General features: G+C 55.3%; 13 protein-coding genes. 7 read left to right on the forward strand and 6 right to left on the reverse strand.

All coding sequences use genetic code 11. The annotated features are described in order from the left end of the window. Nucleotides 1-146: 146 nt before the first annotated feature. Nucleotides 147-569 (reverse strand): NfeD family protein, encoded by a 423-nt coding sequence (locus PHI12_04885; GenBank protein MDD5510123.1) that lies wholly within the window; start codon nt 567-569, stop codon nt 147-149. A 136-nt stretch (nt 570-705) separates the two neighbouring features. On the opposite strand from PHI12_04885, the gene gatC reads away from it, so the two are divergent. From gatC to PHI12_04900, 3 genes are read left to right on the forward strand one after another with little or no spacing between them, the layout of a single operon-like run. Further along, entirely contained in the window at nt 706-999 is a 294-nt protein-coding gene (gene gatC / locus PHI12_04890) for an Asp-tRNA(Asn)/Glu-tRNA(Gln) amidotransferase subunit GatC (GenBank protein MDD5510124.1), read from the forward strand. 15 nt (nt 1000-1014) lie between these two features. Continuing rightward, nucleotides 1015-2484 carry an Asp-tRNA(Asn)/Glu-tRNA(Gln) amidotransferase subunit GatA gene (gatA, locus tag PHI12_04895; protein MDD5510125.1) on the forward strand — a complete coding sequence of 490 codons (1470 nt, stop codon included), beginning with the start codon at nt 1015-1017 and terminating at the stop codon, nt 2482-2484. 22 nt (nt 2485-2506) lie between these two features. Continuing rightward, entirely contained in the window at nt 2507-2737 is a 231-nt protein-coding gene (locus tag PHI12_04900) for a hypothetical protein (protein ID MDD5510126.1), read from the forward strand. On the opposite strand, the gene trpS is transcribed toward PHI12_04900, so the two are convergent. The 3 genes from trpS to recG form a co-directional block, all read right to left on the reverse strand. Then, nucleotides 2734-3708, reverse strand: coding sequence for a tryptophan--tRNA ligase (trpS, locus tag PHI12_04905; protein ID MDD5510127.1), 975 nt, complete (start codon nt 3706-3708; stop codon nt 2734-2736). The genes PHI12_04900 and trpS overlap by 4 nt on opposite strands. Before the next feature lie 113 nt (nt 3709-3821). Further along, nucleotides 3822-5483, reverse strand: a complete 1662-nt coding sequence (argS, locus tag PHI12_04910; GenBank protein MDD5510128.1) for an arginine--tRNA ligase — start codon at nt 5481-5483, stop codon at nt 3822-3824. A gap of 149 nt (nt 5484-5632) precedes the next feature. Further along, complete coding sequence (gene recG, locus PHI12_04915; protein ID MDD5510129.1) at nt 5633-8089, reverse strand: ATP-dependent DNA helicase RecG; 2457 nt, start codon at nt 8087-8089, stop codon at nt 5633-5635. A 174-nt stretch (nt 8090-8263) separates the two neighbouring features. On the opposite strand from recG, the gene PHI12_04920 reads away from it, so the two are divergent. From PHI12_04920 to purQ, 4 genes are all read left to right on the forward strand, one after another. Further along, the gene (locus PHI12_04920) at nt 8264-9607 is read left to right on the forward strand and encodes an FAD-dependent oxidoreductase (GenBank protein MDD5510130.1); all 1344 of its coding nucleotides are present in this window, start codon (nt 8264-8266) and stop codon (nt 9605-9607) included. A 225-nt stretch (nt 9608-9832) separates the two neighbouring features. Beyond that, on the forward strand, nt 9833-10285 hold the full coding sequence (locus tag PHI12_04925) for a GatB/YqeY domain-containing protein (protein MDD5510131.1): 453 nt from the start codon (nt 9833-9835) through the stop codon (nt 10283-10285). 100 nt (nt 10286-10385) lie between these two features. After that, the gene (gene purL / locus PHI12_04930; GenBank protein MDD5510132.1) at nt 10386-13226 is read left to right on the forward strand and encodes a phosphoribosylformylglycinamidine synthase subunit PurL; all 2841 of its coding nucleotides are present in this window, start codon (nt 10386-10388) and stop codon (nt 13224-13226) included. A gap of 6 nt (nt 13227-13232) precedes the next feature. Next, nucleotides 13233-14000 (forward strand): phosphoribosylformylglycinamidine synthase I, encoded by a 768-nt coding sequence (purQ, locus tag PHI12_04935; protein MDD5510133.1) that lies wholly within the window; start codon nt 13233-13235, stop codon nt 13998-14000. Between the two features lie 116 nt (nt 14001-14116). On the opposite strand, the gene PHI12_04940 is transcribed toward purQ, so the two are convergent. Then, nucleotides 14117-15715, reverse strand: coding sequence for a radical SAM protein (locus PHI12_04940; GenBank protein ID MDD5510134.1), 1599 nt, complete (start codon nt 15713-15715; stop codon nt 14117-14119). A gap of 70 nt (nt 15716-15785) precedes the next feature. Beyond that, nucleotides 15786-16088 carry a DUF3467 domain-containing protein gene (locus tag PHI12_04945; GenBank protein ID MDD5510135.1) on the reverse strand — a complete coding sequence of 101 codons (303 nt, stop codon included), beginning with the start codon at nt 16086-16088 and terminating at the stop codon, nt 15786-15788. Between the last annotated feature and the right edge of the window lie 25 nt (nt 16089-16113).

The following is a 16113-nucleotide window of genomic DNA, read 5'->3' on the forward strand; positions in this document are numbered from 1 at the left end:
TCACAAAAACTATTTACATACACTAGCCCCCTCTCCGCATATCCAGTCTAAGAATACATTATCAGGTATTAAACAGAGTTAAGTCAACCCGTTTTTCCCGAACCCTCATCAATGATGGGAAAGAAAACCGGGCTTGAAGAGTAGCATCAAGGCCGGGTGTGGTCTTCTGCGGCATCACGAAGGCTATCCTTACGCACGATAAGCTTAAGCCCCTCACGCTTTATCACGATGACTTCCTTGCCCTTCTCTATTTCCTGATCGTCAGTCTTGGCGTCCCAGAGCTCACTGCCGATTCTAATGGTACCTACCGGAGCCAGTTTTTTTACCACCTCACCCCTGATACCGACCATATCGGATAGACCAGCCACCGGCTTTTTGCGCAACACCCGGCTGCCCAGCCGATAAGAGATAATACCATAGGTAGCTATAGCCGCCATCATGGCAATCAGACCACCCAACGGAACCTCAACCCCCAGCATCGGCAGACCCAAAAAGATAAAGATTACCAGGGCAATCTCTTCCAATAGAGTAACCAGAATGGTCAACATAATTCGGGGCTTTTCTTTCATCTTGGCACCACATCTATTATATCAGGACTGCCTCTGTTGCCGACACCCAAATCTGGATGCTATAATTAGCCAGTGCAATTCGAGAGAAGTCACCTGCCGGAGACAGATCAACAATGAGTGAGGTAAGAGGTAAATAGTGAGGCTTGGTCGTGAAGAGGTACTGCGTATTGCCATCCTGGCCCGGCTGGGTCTGTCTGAAGTCGAGGTAGACCGGTTTAAAGATCAGTTGTCCCATATCCTGGAGAGCTTTGAAATACTGCAGCAGGTAGATACCACCAGCGTACCTCCCACCACCCACCCCATCACTCTCGAAAACGTACTGCGCAGTGATGAGGTGGCCGACTCCCTACCACAGAACATGGTCCTGGCCAATGCGCCCCGGAAGGACGGGGACTTCTTCAAAGTACGGGCTGTCCTCGGCAACACGTAAGTAGACAGGGATGAGGTGAGTGTCATACTAGACCCTACCCGGTTGACCATACACAAAGCGCACGAGTTACTGAAAACCGGACAGGTTTCCTCGGTTGAGCTGACCAGAGCCTGCCTGGAACGGATACAGCAGGTAGAACCTAAGGTGAGCGCCCTAGTCACCATTACCGATAAGCTGGCGCTGTCCCAGGCTGAACAGGCAGACCGGCTTATCGCCTCGGGTGATTCGAGCCCCCTGACCGGAATACCGGTAATAATCAAGGACAACATGTGCACCAGGGGAGTGCGCACCACCTGTTCGTCGAGGATGCTGGAGGACTTTGTGCCGCCCTACGATGCCACCGTGGTGGAAAAGCTGAACGACGCCCGGACGGTAATTGTCGGTAAGGCAAATATGGATGAATTCGCCATGGGCTCGTCCACGGAGAACTCCGCTCTGTTCCCCACTCATAACCCCTGGAACCTAGAGCACGTACCCGGCGGCAGCAGCGGAGGCTCAGCAGTAGCAGTAGCCGCCAGCGAAGCTATCTATGCCCTGGGCTCAGATACCGGAGGCAGTATCCGCCAGCCGGCCGGCTTCTGCAGTGTTACCGGTATGAAACCCACCTACGGCAGGGTGAGCCGATATGGACTGGTTGCCTTTGCCAGCTCCCTGGACCAGATCGGACCGCTGACCCGGGACGTTACCGATTGTGCTCTGGTGCTAAACACTATCGCCGGCTATGACCCCAGAGATTCCACCTCAGTACCCCATCCCGTCCCCGATTATACCCGGTGTCTGACTAGCGAGCTTAATGGCATCCGTATCGGCGTTCCCAAGGAATACTTTGTCGAAGGAATGCAGGCAGAGGTATCCGCGGCAATAAGAGCCGCGGTCAGCAAGCTGGAGGATTTGGGAGCGAGGGCAGACTGGGAGGTATCTTTACCCCACACCTCCTATGCCCTGGCAGCATACTACGTGATTGCCCCCTCGGAGGCCTCTGCCAATCTGGCCCGCTACGACGGGGTAAAGTACGGCTTCTCTTACTCCGATACCGACAATATGTGGGAAGCCCTGGAGAAAACCCGGCAATACGGCTTTGGTCCTGAGGTGAAAAGGCGCATCATGCTGGGCACCTACGCTCTCTCCGCCGGCTACTATGATGCTTGGTACCTGAAGGCGCAGAAGGTGCGCACCCTGATACGCCGGGAATTCGACCAGGCCTTTGAAAAGTTCGACGCCCTAGTAACACCAACATCACCCACCGTCCCCTTCAGAATCGGCGACAAGGCGGAGGACCCCCTCCAGATGTACTTAAGCGATGTCTGTACACTACCGATAAATATCGCCGGCTTACCGGCTATCTCCATTCCGGCCGGATTTACCGGGGGGCTGCCAATCGGCATGCAGATAATCGGCAAGCCCTTCAGTGAGGAGACCATCCTCAAGATTGCCTATGCCTTTGAACAGGCAACTGACTGGCACAAACAAAAGCCGAATATTTAATGGTAAACCAAGGAGACAATAGGTGAAGAATAGTACGGTTAAGGTCACCTGCTACTCCGGCCATACCTACGCGGAAAGGCCCAAGTCTTTCGAGTGGCAGGGGGTAACCTATGACATTGATAAGATAGAAAAGGCCTGGCAAGAACCGGGGATAAGACTCTTCCAGATCAAGACTACGGACGACAAGCGGTTCAGGCTCTACTACAACAAGACCGATCAACAGTGGTCGATAACCGAGCTGGTCGGGAGTTAAAGAAGCCCAATATTCCCCTTTACTTCCCTGATGGTCTCCCGGGCAATAATCCGAGCCCGGGCGGCACCGTCAGCCAGCAATTCATTGATATACTTAGGTTTACCAGCCAGCTCTGCCCGCTTTTCCCGGAATGACCTGAGGGTATCGTTAATCTCCCCCGCCAGGTTCTTCTTGCAGTCAACACAGCCGATTCCGGCGGAGCGACACTGCGCGGCCAGGTCATCCTGCTGGAACGGGTTGAAATACCCGTGAAGCCGGAAAATATTACATATTTCGGGGTGTCCCGGATCACTACGATAGCGCCGTGCCGGATCGGTCACCGCTTCCATTACCCGGGCCGCCGTCTCCTCCTCAGAGAGAGCCAGTTCAATATCGTTGCCGATCTGTTTACTCATCTTATCTTTACCATCCAGCCCGAGTACCATGGGAAAGGTGGTAAGTTTAGCTTCAGGCTCAGGGAAGGTATCGCCGAAGAGATTATTGAAGCGACGGACAATCTCCCTGGCCAGCTCCAGGTGGGGCAGCTGGTCCTCACCCACGGGGACAGCTTCAGCCTTATAGAGCACAATATCGGATGTCATCAAGACGGGATAGCCGACCAGACCGTAGTTGACATTCTGCGGCTGCAGCTTGACCTTTTCCTTAAAGGTGGGTACTCTGAGCAGCCAGCTCAAGGGAGTAACCATGCTGAGTAGGGTATGCAGCTCGGTAACCTCAGGTACATGAGACTGAACAAAAAGGATGCTCTTCCTGGGATCGAGACCGGCCGCCAGCCAGTCCAGCATCATCTCACGGATATTCCACTGCAGGGAGTTGGTGTCCTCCAGCGTGGTCAAGGCATGGATATCAACAATACAATAGACACAATCATATTCTTCCTGAAGGTTAACGTAATTCTGTATCGCACCCAGGTAATTACCCAGGTGCTGCCTTCCGGTCGGACGGGCCCCGGAAAAAACACGCTTCTTCATCCCGCTGGTTCCCCCTTAAATCGTATTCAACTCACCTTGATTAGGTTATCCATTAAACGGCAGGGCACCCCCTGATTAAGCCAGACACTCCTGAATCCGACAGCGGCCATCCATCACATCGTCTCCGGCGCCGTCATACCCATAAGGTGAAGAGCTCTCGCCAGAACCAGCCGGGCTGCCGCTACCAGTTTGAGACGGGCTTTACTCAGCGACTCTTCATGCCGGGAAACAACACGACACTGCGTATAAAAACCGTGGAACACGGTAGCCAGTTCCTGTGCATAATAGGCAAGGTGATGGGGCTCCAGGGTGCTCACGACCACCTCGACTACCTCCGGTAGAAGCAGCATCTTCCTTATCAAGGTCAACTCGGGCTCGGTGGTAAGCAGCGAAACATCGCCGTCGCGAAAATCGATCCCGCTCTCCCGGGCCAGGCGAAGTATGCTGGCGATGCGGGCATGAGCATACTGCACATAGTAGACAGGATTATCCGCCGACTGCTTCTTGGCTAACTCCAGGTCAAAGTCCATCTGGCTGTTCGCCGAACGGGACAAGAAGAAAAAACGGCAGGCATCAGTCCCCACCTCATCGATCACCTCACGCAGAGTAATGATATCGCCGCTACGTTTGGAAACCCGCACCAGTTCATCCCCGCGGCGCAGGGTGACCAGTTGCGCGATTATCACCCCCAGCCGTTCCGGATCAACCCCCAAGGCACCGAGAACAGCCTTCATTCGTGAGACATGCCCCTGGTGGTCAGCCCCCCAGATATCGATCACCCTGTCAAAACGGCGCTCAATAAACTTGTTATAGTGGTAGGCGATATCGGCAGCAAAATAGGTTGGTGAACCGTCACCACGCACGATGACATTGTCCTTGTCCTCACCCAGTGCGGTAGAGATAAACCAGGTAGCTCCTTCCTTTTCAGCGATATAGCCACCATCCTCGAGGATTGACCTAACCTTCTCGTACTGCCCCCCGTCATAGAGGCTCTGCTCGCTGAACCAGATATCGAAAGTCACCCCCAATACCTCAAGATCGGCCCTGATCTGCCCTATCATCCTGTCCAGCCCGAGCTGTCCTAAACCCAACACCGCCTCCGGTTCGGGGAGAGCAAGAAACCTATCCCCCTCCTCGGCAACAATATCCTTAGCCAGGTCAATCATATAGTTGCCGACATAGCCGTCGGCAGGCACCTCGACACTAACACCCAATTGCTGCTGATAACGGGCATGGAGTGAACGGGCAAAGGCCCTTGTCTGGGCGCCGGCGTCGTTAATATAATATTCCTTCTCCACGCTATAGCCGGCGGCAGCAAGTACGCTGGCTAAGACACTGCCCAGAATAGCGCCACGGCCATGCCCGACATGAAGCGGCCCGGTAGGGTTGACGCTGACGAACTCTATCTGTACCCGCCTGCCCTCTCCCAGGCCAACGTTGCCATAAGTATTCCCGGCCTCAAGGATTGAATCTACCTGCGCGGTCAACCAATCTGCCTTAAGGGTAAAATTGATAAAACCGGGCGGCATCACTCGAACAGTACCGATCTCCGGACCGGGAACGATAGAAGCGGCGATATCCTCGGCTATCGCCAGCGGCTTGACCGAGGCTGCCCGGGCCAATTTTAGGGGCAGGCTCGAGGCATAATCGCCATGCTCCTCATTCTGGGGATGTTCTACCGTTACCGGAGGCAAGCTCACCGGCGGCAGCTTGCCCTGTTCCAGTGCTTCGGTCACCGCCTGCGTCAGCAGCTCAACCAGCTTATCTTTAATCATGAAAGTCATGGAAGTTCGGCTTCAGCCTCCCTACCCGAGCGCCCTTTTCAGGGTCATTTCAGGCTAACTGTACGTTCGAATTATAACACAGGGCTAACTGGGGAGGGTAGCCCGCACCATCGGCAGGCATGATACTAATCAACAAGGACCTAGCTCCACTCACCACCCTCAGCAGGCCAGACCCGAGCCAGCTCCTTGACCAGCAGATGATGGTCAGTCTTTTCAAAACCGGGGTCTATCTCAAAGAGCCTGATCGCCTCACTGCGGGCCATTTCGAGCAGAGCGACATCGGAGAGCTTAGCCATTTTCAGATCGGGCAGCCCGCTCTGCCTGGTACCAAAGAACTCACCGGGCCCTCTTAGCTTGAGGTCTTCTTCAGCCAGGGCAAAACCGTCCTGGACCCTCTCTATGATACCAAGCCTCTCCCTGCTCACCTCAGAAGGGTCATGGGCCAGCAGCATACAGTAGCTCTGCTCTTGCCCCCGCCCCACCCGACCACGGAACTGGTGCAGCTGCGACAGGCCGAAACGATCGGCACTCTCCACCATCATTACCGTAGCATTGGGGACATCTATACCCACCTCAATTACCGGGGTTGAGACCAGGATATCCAGCTCGGCGGAGCGGAAACGACGCATCACCTTATCCTTATCCGCTGCCGTCATCCGTCCGTGGAGCAGACCCAGCTTGAACTCGGAGAAGACGTCCCGGGAGAGGTGCTCATACTCGGCAATCGCCGCCCTGGCCTGGATCGCCTCCGACTCCTCTACCAGGGGACAGAGAATGAACGCCTGACGTCCCCCGGCCACCTGACGGCGCAGAAAGTTATAGGCGCTATTCCGCTGTTCGGGCTTAAGCCACTTTGTTTTTATCACCTGTCTGCCGGGAGGCAACTGATCAATGACCGACAGGTCAAGGTCGCCGTACAGGGTCAGGGCCAGCGTACGGGGAATGGGCGTGGCCGTCATCACCAAGACGTGCGGGTTAAAACCTTTCTGCCGGATTGCCGAGCGCTGGGCAACACCAAAGCGATGCTGCTCGTCTATCACCACCAGCCCCAACCGGGAGAATACCACCCCCTTCTGAATCAGGGCATGAGTCCCGATAACGATGTCCACTTCCCCATCCGCGATACGCTGTTTAAGCTTCTCCTTCTTTTTCAGGTTAATATCACCAATCAAAAGCGCTACGCTGATAGGACGACCAAACCGGCCGGAATAGCGGAAGAAATTTTCTTCCTGTTTCTCCTCACCGCTCACCCCGGATAGAAGCTTCCGGATAGTAGCCAGGTGTTGCTCGGCCAGAATCTCCGTGGGTGCCATCAAAGCTCCCTGATAGCCGTTAACCGCCGCCATCAGTAAGGAGGCGGTCGCCACTACTGTCTTACCACTGCCCACTTCACCCTGCAATAGACGGGACATCGGCCGTGCCCGCTCCAGGTCAGCCATTATCTCCTGAAGCACTCTCTGCTGGGCCGGGGTTAGTTCGAACGGGAGAGCCTTGAGAAAGGCATCCAACACTGCCACGTCGATATTGAAAGGATTACCCGGCTGGCTCTCCTGCCAATTACGCTTCTTACTCAACACACCCAGTTGGAGAAGAAAAAGCTCGTCGAAAGCAAGGCGAAGCCGAGCCCGGTCCTTAAGCGCTTCATCATCAGGGTAGTGCGCCTGACCGATCGCCCGGACCAAATCGAGAAGCTTATGCCGCTTCCGCACCTCTTGAGGTAAGAAGTCTTCAAGCAGCACTACCCACCGATCAACGACATCTTTCATCAGCTTCCTCACCTGACGGGGGTGTAACCCCGAGGTCAGAGGATAGATCGGAACCAGACGCCCGGTGTGAACCAGGTCTTCATCTCCGACCTGCTCCCACTCCGGCGATTCAAAGACATGCCTGCCGTTAAACAATCCCACCCGCCCGCTGATAACTATCCGGGTGTTGGTCGCCAGCTTCTTAGCCAGGTAGGGGTTGTTGAACCATACCACCCGGACATTACCCGTCTCATCACCGACAACGGCCTCCGTACCGCGCCGGCCGCCCAGTCTGACCTCCTGGGCCTGCCAGACATTGGCAACCACCGTTGCTTCTTCACCTTCGGTAAGCTGTGAGATATGTTTCCCCTGGCTGTAGTCAAGATGTCGGTTGGGAAAGAAATAGAGCAGGTCACGTACCGTACTGACACCCAGCTTTTTAAACTTGGCGGCCAGGCCCGAGCTAACACCCTTAACCACGGTAACCGGTAAATCCACAGACCTACCAGCGGCCATCACCTTCTCTTTAGGACTCACCGCAGTACGCCTTACCAGGGTAGGCACTACGGGTTTCTCCTTCCGCCCTTCCTGTTCCTCAAGTTCAGCCAGCAAGGTCAGCATACCATCCACCCACTCAGCACGCTGGCCCTGATTTAGAGAGGCGTAGCCGGGATTGACCAGATTAAGCCCGCTGGAGCGAGTGAGGAGATCGGGAACACTAAACGACCCACCTGCCTGTCCCATCCAGCGGCGGAGAAACTGATCCAGGCCACCGATTACTGATGAGTCCGAGTACCCCTTCCGCTGCTCAAGCTTAAGAATCTTGCGCAGCGAGCCCACGTCTACTGACAAGTTTTTCCTCCGTCCACTTCTCGCAATACTGGTCCGGCTTCCCATCCAAATATCACCATTATACCGTGCTTAATTAATGGCGCCAAGTATCAGCCACCTTAACCGACCAGGAAAACGAGCCTCATTTCTTGACGGCTTAAGTCACCGGTTATAAAATATCACTGCTGAAGTAAGATGAACAAGAAATACGATATTATCGTTGTCGGCGGCGGACCGGCAGGGATCTTCGCCGCTTTAGAGCTTTCGCAGTCATCACGCCCCAGCATCCTGCTCATTGAGAAGGGGAGTGATATCGACAAGCGCAGTAACCTGGTCTGTGGTCTGGGCGGGGCCGGTGCCTACAGCGACGGCAAGTTGACACTCTCATCACAGGTGGGAGGACACCTCAGGGAATACCTTGGTGAGGATGATACCCAGGCCCTGATTAAATACGTCGATGAGATCTACCTCAAGTTCGGTGCTCCCGACCGGCTATACGGCGTAGGTGATGATATTGCCCGGCTAGGCCGCCAGGCATCTCTGGCCGGACTGCACCTGATACCGGTACCACTCCGCCATATGGGTACCGAGCGCTGCCGCTCCGTGCTCAGAGAGATGCGTGACTACCTGATTTCACGCCTGGAGTTTAAACTCGAAACAGCAGCAGCCTCCATCATCGTAGATAACGGTAAAATCAAAGGGATTGAGACCACCGGCGGAGAGAGAGTTGACTGCGATTACCTGATTCTGGCTCCCGGCCGGGAAGGGTCTGACTGGCTACTAACACAGGCAAAACTGCTTAATCTAAAGATACACAACAACCCGGTTGATGTCGGGGTCAGGGTAGAGATACCGGTAGCCGTAATGGAAGAACTGACCAGCGTACTGTACGAGGCAAAACTGGAGTTTTTCTCGACAAGCTTTGACGACCGTATCCGAACCTTCTGCATGTGCCCGGCCGGCGAGGTCACTATGGAGACCACCGGCGGTACCAACCCCGTAACTACAGTCAACGGCCATAGCTACGCCAATCCTAACAGCAGTAACACCAACTTCGCTCTGCTGGTCAGCACGGACTTCACCGAGCCGTTCCGGGAACCGATTGCCTACGGCAAGTATCTGGCCAGACTGGCCAATATTCTCAGCGGCGGAGTACTGGTGCAGCGGCTTGGCGACCTGATGGGAGGTCACCGTTCCACAACCGCCCGTATCGAGCGGGGTATAGTAAAGCCCACTCTGAAGGAGGCCACTCCGGGTGACCTCAGCTTCGTCCTTCCCTACCGCCACCTTACCGGGATCATCGAGATGCTCGAAGCGATGGGCAAACTGGCACCGGGAGTAGCTGACAAAAGTACCCTGCTCTACGGAGTCGAAGTCAAATTCTACTCTTTCCGACCCCACTTAAGCTCCGGCCTTGAGACCGAGGTAAGCAACTTGTTTGCCGCCGGCGATGGTGCCGGGGTCAGCCGCGGTCTAATCCAGGCATCGGCCTCAGGAGTGATAGCCGCCCGCGAGATATTGAAGAGATACCACCGCTAACACCATCTTCTGCCGGAAAAATGTCCGGAGCAACCGCTACCCTCCGTGGGCAAGGATGCGGGCCAGAGTGTTGCATCACTACTACGGATAACCCTTGTCCTTGACAGGGTAGCCCGTGCCAACTAAAATAGGATTGATTAATCAATCCTGCGTTACGCCTTACCAGCATCATTTCCTTTATCGTCTGAGCATTATCGTTGAAGTCAGCAGGCATGAGGGTTAGAGATGGAAGCGAACCTTAAAGAAAAGCTGGAAGTCGACCTGTGGCAGTCAATGAAGGACCGGGATAATGTCAGGCGTTCTACACTCCGTCTGCTCCTGGCCGCAGTTAAGAATGCTGAGATTGCCAAACGGGGCAGCCTGGACAATCCGGATATCCTAGGCGTTGTCGCCAAAGAGATCAAGCAGCGCAACGAGAGCATAGAGGCCTTTAAGCTGGGAGCCCGCCCGGACCTGGTAGCACAGGAAGAGGCTGAGCTGGCCATCCTCAAGGAGTATTTACCCCGACAATTGTCCCGGGACGAGATTATCGCTGAGGCCCGCCAGGTTATTGAAGAAGCAGGCGCGCAGGGACCCCGCGATAAGGGCAAGGTGATGCCCATAATTATGGCCCGTCTTAAAGGAAAAGCGGACGGACGGGAGATAAACGAGATAGTAACCGGGCTGCTAACTGAATAGTATGTCTTTCATGTCATTCAAGAGGGATGCTCTTCCGGCGATACCGGCGGGGCGCAGTTGCCGCTCTAGATACTTCCCGATATCACAGTAGGATAACCTGATGCATAGAGTCGAGGTCCGTTTGAAAAAACACCAGCCTGACGCCAGGGGTCTGGGGCTGGTCAAGGACGTCCATGACCTGGGCATAACCTCGGTCTCCTATGTCCGTGTGGCTGACATCTACTGGCTGGACGCCGAGCTTGCCCAGGACCAGCTGGAGCTTATCTGCTCCCGTTTACTCGCCGACCCGGTGACTCAGGAATACTGGTATGGAGAGTCCCTCCACCTCGAGGGCGAGATTGGTCCTAATCAGCACAGCATTGAGGTCGCCTACAACGCCGGGGTTACCGACCCGATTGAGGCTACCATCCGCAAAGCGCTCAACGACCTGGGGGTAACCGGGGTCAGGGCAATTAAGACCGCCCGAAGATACCTGATCGACGGGCGGCTGGACATTTCACAGCTAGAGGCTATCAGCAGCAAGCTGCTGGTAAACCCGATTATTCAGCACACAGTCAGCGATGAGCCATCAGGGTTTCCGGAAAACCCCCGCTACCGATTCGCCCTGAAAGAGATAGAACTGAACCAGGCGGTACAGCAGTTCGGCTTTAGCGACGATGAGCTTAAGGCCATCACCGCCTACTTCCTCAAGCAAGGGCGTAACCCCACCGATGCCGAGATGGAGACCCTGGCTCAGACCTGGTCCGAGCACTGTGTCCATAAGACATTCAAGGCCAGAATAAGGCTGGGCGAGGAGACCATAGATAACCTGATTAAGAATACTATTATCAAGGCAACCAGGGAGCTGGAGAAACCATGGTGCCTCTCCGTTTTCAGCGATAATGCCGGGGTGATTGATTTCGACGGCCGCCGGGCGCTGTGCTTCAAGGTAGAGACCCATAATCACCCGTCGGCAATCGAACCATACGGAGGCGCTGCGACCGGGATCGGCGGAGTAGTCCGCGACCCGCTCGGCACCGGACTGGGCGCCAGGCCGATATTAAACACGGACGTTTTCTGCTTCGCTCCCCCCGATTTCCCTTACGAAAAGCTGCCCCAGGGCGTCCTTCATCCACGGCGCATCTTCAAGGGTGTTCGTGCCGGTGTAGCCGACTACGGCAACCGTCTGGGGATACCCACCCTTAATGGCGCGGTGCTTTTCGACGAACGCTATGTTGCCAACCCTCTGGTATACTGCGGCACGCTGGGGATTATGCCCCGGGAGTACTCCCATAGGGGCCAGCAACAGCCCGGTGATCTGGTGGTTGTGGTCGGCGGCAGGACGGGACGTGACGGCATACACGGGGTAACCTTTGCCTCGGAACAGCTTACCCAGGAATCCAGCGCCACCTCCTTAAGCGCCGTCCAGATCGGCAACCCCATCGTAGAGAAAAAGGTTATCGACACCCTGCTTCAAGCCAGAGACCGACATCTGTACTCTCGGGTAACCGACTGCGGGGGCGGCGGACTTTCCTCTGCGATAGGCGAGATGGGAGCCGACACCGGAGTAAAGGTTTACCTGGACAAGGTACCCTTGAAATACGCCGGACTCTCTTACTCCGAAATCTGGATATCAGAGTCGCAGGAGCGGATGTTATTGGCGGTCCCGCCGGAGTGTATCGAAGAGCTGATGGCCATTTTCGCAAGCGAAGATGTCGAGGCAGTAATTATTGGTGAGTTTACCGATGACCACAGGCTCCAGCTCTTCTACCAGGGGAATCTGGTATGCGATCTTGAAATGGAATTCCTCCACCAGGGCATCCCCCAGGTTGAGCGGGTAGCAGACTGGCAGCAGCCGTCACATGCCGAGCCTGATTTTGACTGTCCCCAGGACCTGGGTGAAGCACTGATTAAGATTCTCGGTGCTTGGAATGTCTGCAGCAAGGAATGGGTAATTCGCCAGTATGACCATGAGGTACAGGGGGCCAACGTTCTCAAACCCCTGGTGGGCAAGGACAATGACGGCCCGGGTGATGCCGCGATGATCCGGCCGATACTGGATTCGGACAAGGGTGCCATCGTCTCCTGCGGGATAAACCCGAGGTACGGGGAAATAGACCCCTACTGGATGGCAGCCTCAGCTATCGACGAAGCCTTACGTCAGATTATCTCCGTGGGGGGCAACCTGTCCCGGGTAGCCCTGCTGGATAACTTCTGCTGGGGTAATGTCCAGCAACCGGATATCCTCGGCGCCCTGGTCAGAGCAGCCCAGGCCTGCTATGATATGGCCGTCGTCTACGAGACCCCCTTCATCTCCGGGAAGGACAGCCTCTATAACGAGTTTGAAGATGAGGGTAAGGTTATCTCTATTCCCCACACCCTGCTCATCTCGGCAATCGGCGTGATGGACGATGTTAACCGGGCAGTATCAATGGACTTCAAAAAACCGGGCAACCTGATTTACATGGTCGGCACCACCTGGAACGAGATGGGTGGCTCGGAATACTTGAGGCTCTATAATCTTACCGGAAACAACGTGCCCCGGGTAAGACCGCATCAGGCGAAATGGCTGATGGAGCGGCTCGCCACAGCCACCGCAAAAGGACTGGTCCGTGCCTGCCACGACTGTAGTGAAGGCGGCATCGGAGTAGCCGTTGCCGAGATGGCGTTTGCCGGAGGGCTGGGCGCACTGGTCCACCTGAAGCCTGTGCCCCTGGGTGAGCCGGTGGATCGGGACGATTTCATCCTATTCTCGGAATCAAACAGCCGGTTTCTGGTCGAGGTAGCACCCGAGGATGAAGAGCAGTTTATCGAGGTTATGGAGGAGGGCGTCAACCTGGCCTCTATCGGTCAGGTTACCGACTCTAAGACTCTGGAGATATACGGCCTGGATGGTAAACCGGTTCTTGAGCAGAAAATCAGCGAACTCAAGGAGGCCTGGCAACAACCGATCCGGTGGTAGCAGCAAATGACTAAGGTAAGAACGTTGATACTACGTGGCCCCGGAACCAACTGCGATGCTGAAACGGCCTTCGCCTTTCAGCGGGCGGGGGCTAATGTAACCTCGGCCCATATCAATCAGCTAATCCGCCGTGAAGTACCGCTTTCCGACTACCAGATATTTGTTATCCCCGGCGGCTTTACCTACGGTGACGATATCAGTGCCGGCAAGGTGCTGGCCAATGAGCTTAAACTAAAACTGGGGCAGGATATCCACAGTTTTATCGATAGTGGGGGGTTGATACTCGGTATCTGTAACGGTTTTCAGGTTCTGGTTAAGGCCGGTTTTTTGCCCGGTGGAGACGGCAGAGAGCAGCCGATAACCCTGACCGCCAACGATTCCGGCAGGTTCGAGTGCCGCTGGGTATACCTAAAGGTGAATGAGAATAGCCCCTGCGTTTTCACCGAAGATATTGACCGTATGTACCTGCCGGTGGCTAACGGAGAAGGTAAGGTCGTCACCAGCGGAAAAGCACTGCCGGATTCGAGCATAGTTCTTACCTACAGCGATGAATACGGAAACAACAACCCCGGATATCCCGACGACCCCAGCGGCTCCGAAGGACATATCGCCGGCATCTGCGACGCATCAGGACGCATCTTTGCCCTGATGCCACACCCCGAACGCCACATTCGCGGTACCCAGCATCCGCGCTGGACCAGAGAGGGAGCCAGGAAAGACGGGGACGGCTTTCCTATCTTCATCAACGCCGTCAAGTGGGCCAGGGGGATATAGAGAGAACCACTTCATCACTTACCCGGTTCCATTCTCACAGCAGCGTTTCCGTACGGAAACCTGAAAGACGTTTTTATTTACTGCCTTTTCTGCTGCTGTATTACCAGTAAAGGAATTTATCCTGAGAGCGCTCTGTTTAACTCAAGCTCCAGGCGGCCCTTGGCAATGCCGGAGTCAATTATCGCCCAGGGCAATCTCTGGCCGGCATGCCATCTCTGGTGAGCATAGAAATCAACATCCGGCTGGCACCTTGCCACCGCCCTGCGCCAGCCGGATAACGATACCTCTTCCAGAGCGGCCAGCACCCCGGCTACATCGGCGCCGCCGCGGGCGAAGACCGCCTGGACCTCGCTCCAGGCCGGGCTTTCGCTATTAACCTTAATACCCCTCGGCTGCAGGCTGTTCTTGATCCGAGAAAGCCGATGATTCAAGACAGCCAGCGGAGCCATCGGCAACCACTGCAGGGGCGTGCCTGCCTTGGGCACAAAGGGAGCAGCTTTGATAATGACACGTGCGCCGCTTTGCTTACGGTCAAGAATACTTTTACCACTGATGACGAGCCGGATAATCTCTTCAATATCGTCGTCGGTCTCCGAGGGCAGACCAATCATAAAGTAGAGCTTGAGCTGTTTTACCCCCGTCTCGGCAACCATATCTATCGCTTTCAGGATATCGTCTTCGGAAATTCCTTTTTTGATCAACCGGCGCAGGCGCATAGAACCGGCCTCAGGAGCAAAGGCTATCGTCTGTGCTTCCCCACCGGCCAGTTCTCTCAATAGTATACGGGAGAGAGGCTTTATTCGCAGCGAGCTCACTGACAGTCCGGCACCCATTTGTCGCAATCTGACCGCTATCTCTTCTATTTGCGGATGGTCGGCCACAGCCGGTCCAACCAGCCCCAAACGTCTCCGGTATTTAAGTCCTTCCTCAGCCTGGGCTATCAGGCTGTCCGTAGAGCGAAAACGCACGGGGCTGAAGGTACTGCTGACCATACAAAAACGGCACCCCCAGTTGCAACCCCGCCCTACCTCAATCAAGTATAAATCACCCAGTTCGGTATCTCCGGTAACTATGGTGGAAGCGACCGGGAAATTATCCAGGTCTTTTGACCACTGGCGTACCACCGGGGTTGCCGGCTGGTACTGCGGTGCATAGACGCCCGGCAGCGAGGATAACGTTCTAAGCAGTTCACCCCGCTCGCCGCCGATACCGTCAGCCAGGATCGGCAGCAAGGTGGGCACAATCGGCTCCCCTTCACCGATACATAACAGATCAAAGAACGGCGATACGGGTAACGGATTAGCCGTGACGCAGGGCCCTCCGGCAATAACCAGGGGGTGTCTTCCGTCACGGTCGCCGGCATAGAGCGGGATACCGCTGGCCTTAAGAATCTCCGCCACATTGATATAATCGACCTCGTAGCTGATGGAAAAAGCAAGGACGGCGAAATCGGTCAGCGGCCGCTGCGATTCCAGACTCAAGGGAGACGACCGGCGGGCCTGATGCTCTCTTTCCCAAAAGACCCTCTCACAGACGACTCCGCTGTAGCTATTGAGGAGACGATAGAGGGCATGCAACCCCAGGCAGGACATGGCTATATAGTAGGAGTTGGGATAGATGAGAGCGATAGGAACCCTGCCACCCCAATCCCTGATAACGGCACCCTCCTCCCGGGAAAGCCGGCTTCTTGCCTTTTTGATCTCATCCCAACTCATAAAGCTACTTACCAGGTTTGATTACTTCCAGCAGCTACTAAGGAAACGGGGCTTTCTCGTTACTGCTCCCCTACTCCGCTGAAGGGTGGAAACCCATCTGCGGCTTGTTGGGCTCGACGGCTTCGGTCAGCTTGCCGAACTTAGCCTCGTATTTGTTCAGGTTATCCTTAAGGGCGGAGACCATCCTTTTCATATGGCCGGGGCTGATGACCACCCGTGCCGTCACCGAACCGGCCGGAGGTGTCACCATCATAAAATCCAGAATGAATTCCTCCCTGGTATGGGTAACGAACATGTTATTGGCATACACCCCACCCCGCAGGGCCTCCGGGAAGGCAATCTTTATCTGCTGCTTGTTAGCCTTTTCATCCATACCGCATCTCCTTATGGTAATAGGA

The organism is Dehalococcoidales bacterium, assembly GCA_028716225.1.
In the GTDB taxonomy this organism is placed as follows: domain Bacteria; phylum Chloroflexota; class Dehalococcoidia; order Dehalococcoidales; family UBA5760; genus UBA5760.

Bases quoted from the DNA above. Each gene is read 5' to 3' on its own strand.
- PHI12_04885 (MDD5510123.1), bottom strand. From the start codon at position 569: ATGAAAGAAAAGCCCCGAATTATGTTGACCATTCTGGTTACTCTATTG.
- trpS (MDD5510127.1), bottom strand. From the start codon at position 3,708: ATGAAGAAGCGTGTTTTTTCCGGGGCCCGTCCGACCGGAAGGCAGCAC.
- argS (MDD5510128.1), bottom strand. From the start codon at position 5,483: ATGATTAAAGATAAGCTGGTTGAGCTGCTGACGCAGGCGGTGACCGAA.
- PHI12_04920 (MDD5510130.1), top strand. From the start codon at position 8,264: ATGAACAAGAAATACGATATTATCGTTGTCGGCGGCGGACCGGCAGGG.
- PHI12_04925 (MDD5510131.1), top strand. From the start codon at position 9,833: ATGGAAGCGAACCTTAAAGAAAAGCTGGAAGTCGACCTGTGGCAGTCA.
- purL (MDD5510132.1), top strand. From the start codon at position 10,386: ATGCATAGAGTCGAGGTCCGTTTGAAAAAACACCAGCCTGACGCCAGG.
- purQ (MDD5510133.1), top strand. From the start codon at position 13,233: ATGACTAAGGTAAGAACGTTGATACTACGTGGCCCCGGAACCAACTGC.
- PHI12_04940 (MDD5510134.1), bottom strand. From the start codon at position 15,715: ATGAGTTGGGATGAGATCAAAAAGGCAAGAAGCCGGCTTTCCCGGGAG.
- PHI12_04945 (MDD5510135.1), bottom strand. From the start codon at position 16,088: ATGGATGAAAAGGCTAACAAGCAGCAGATAAAGATTGCCTTCCCGGAG.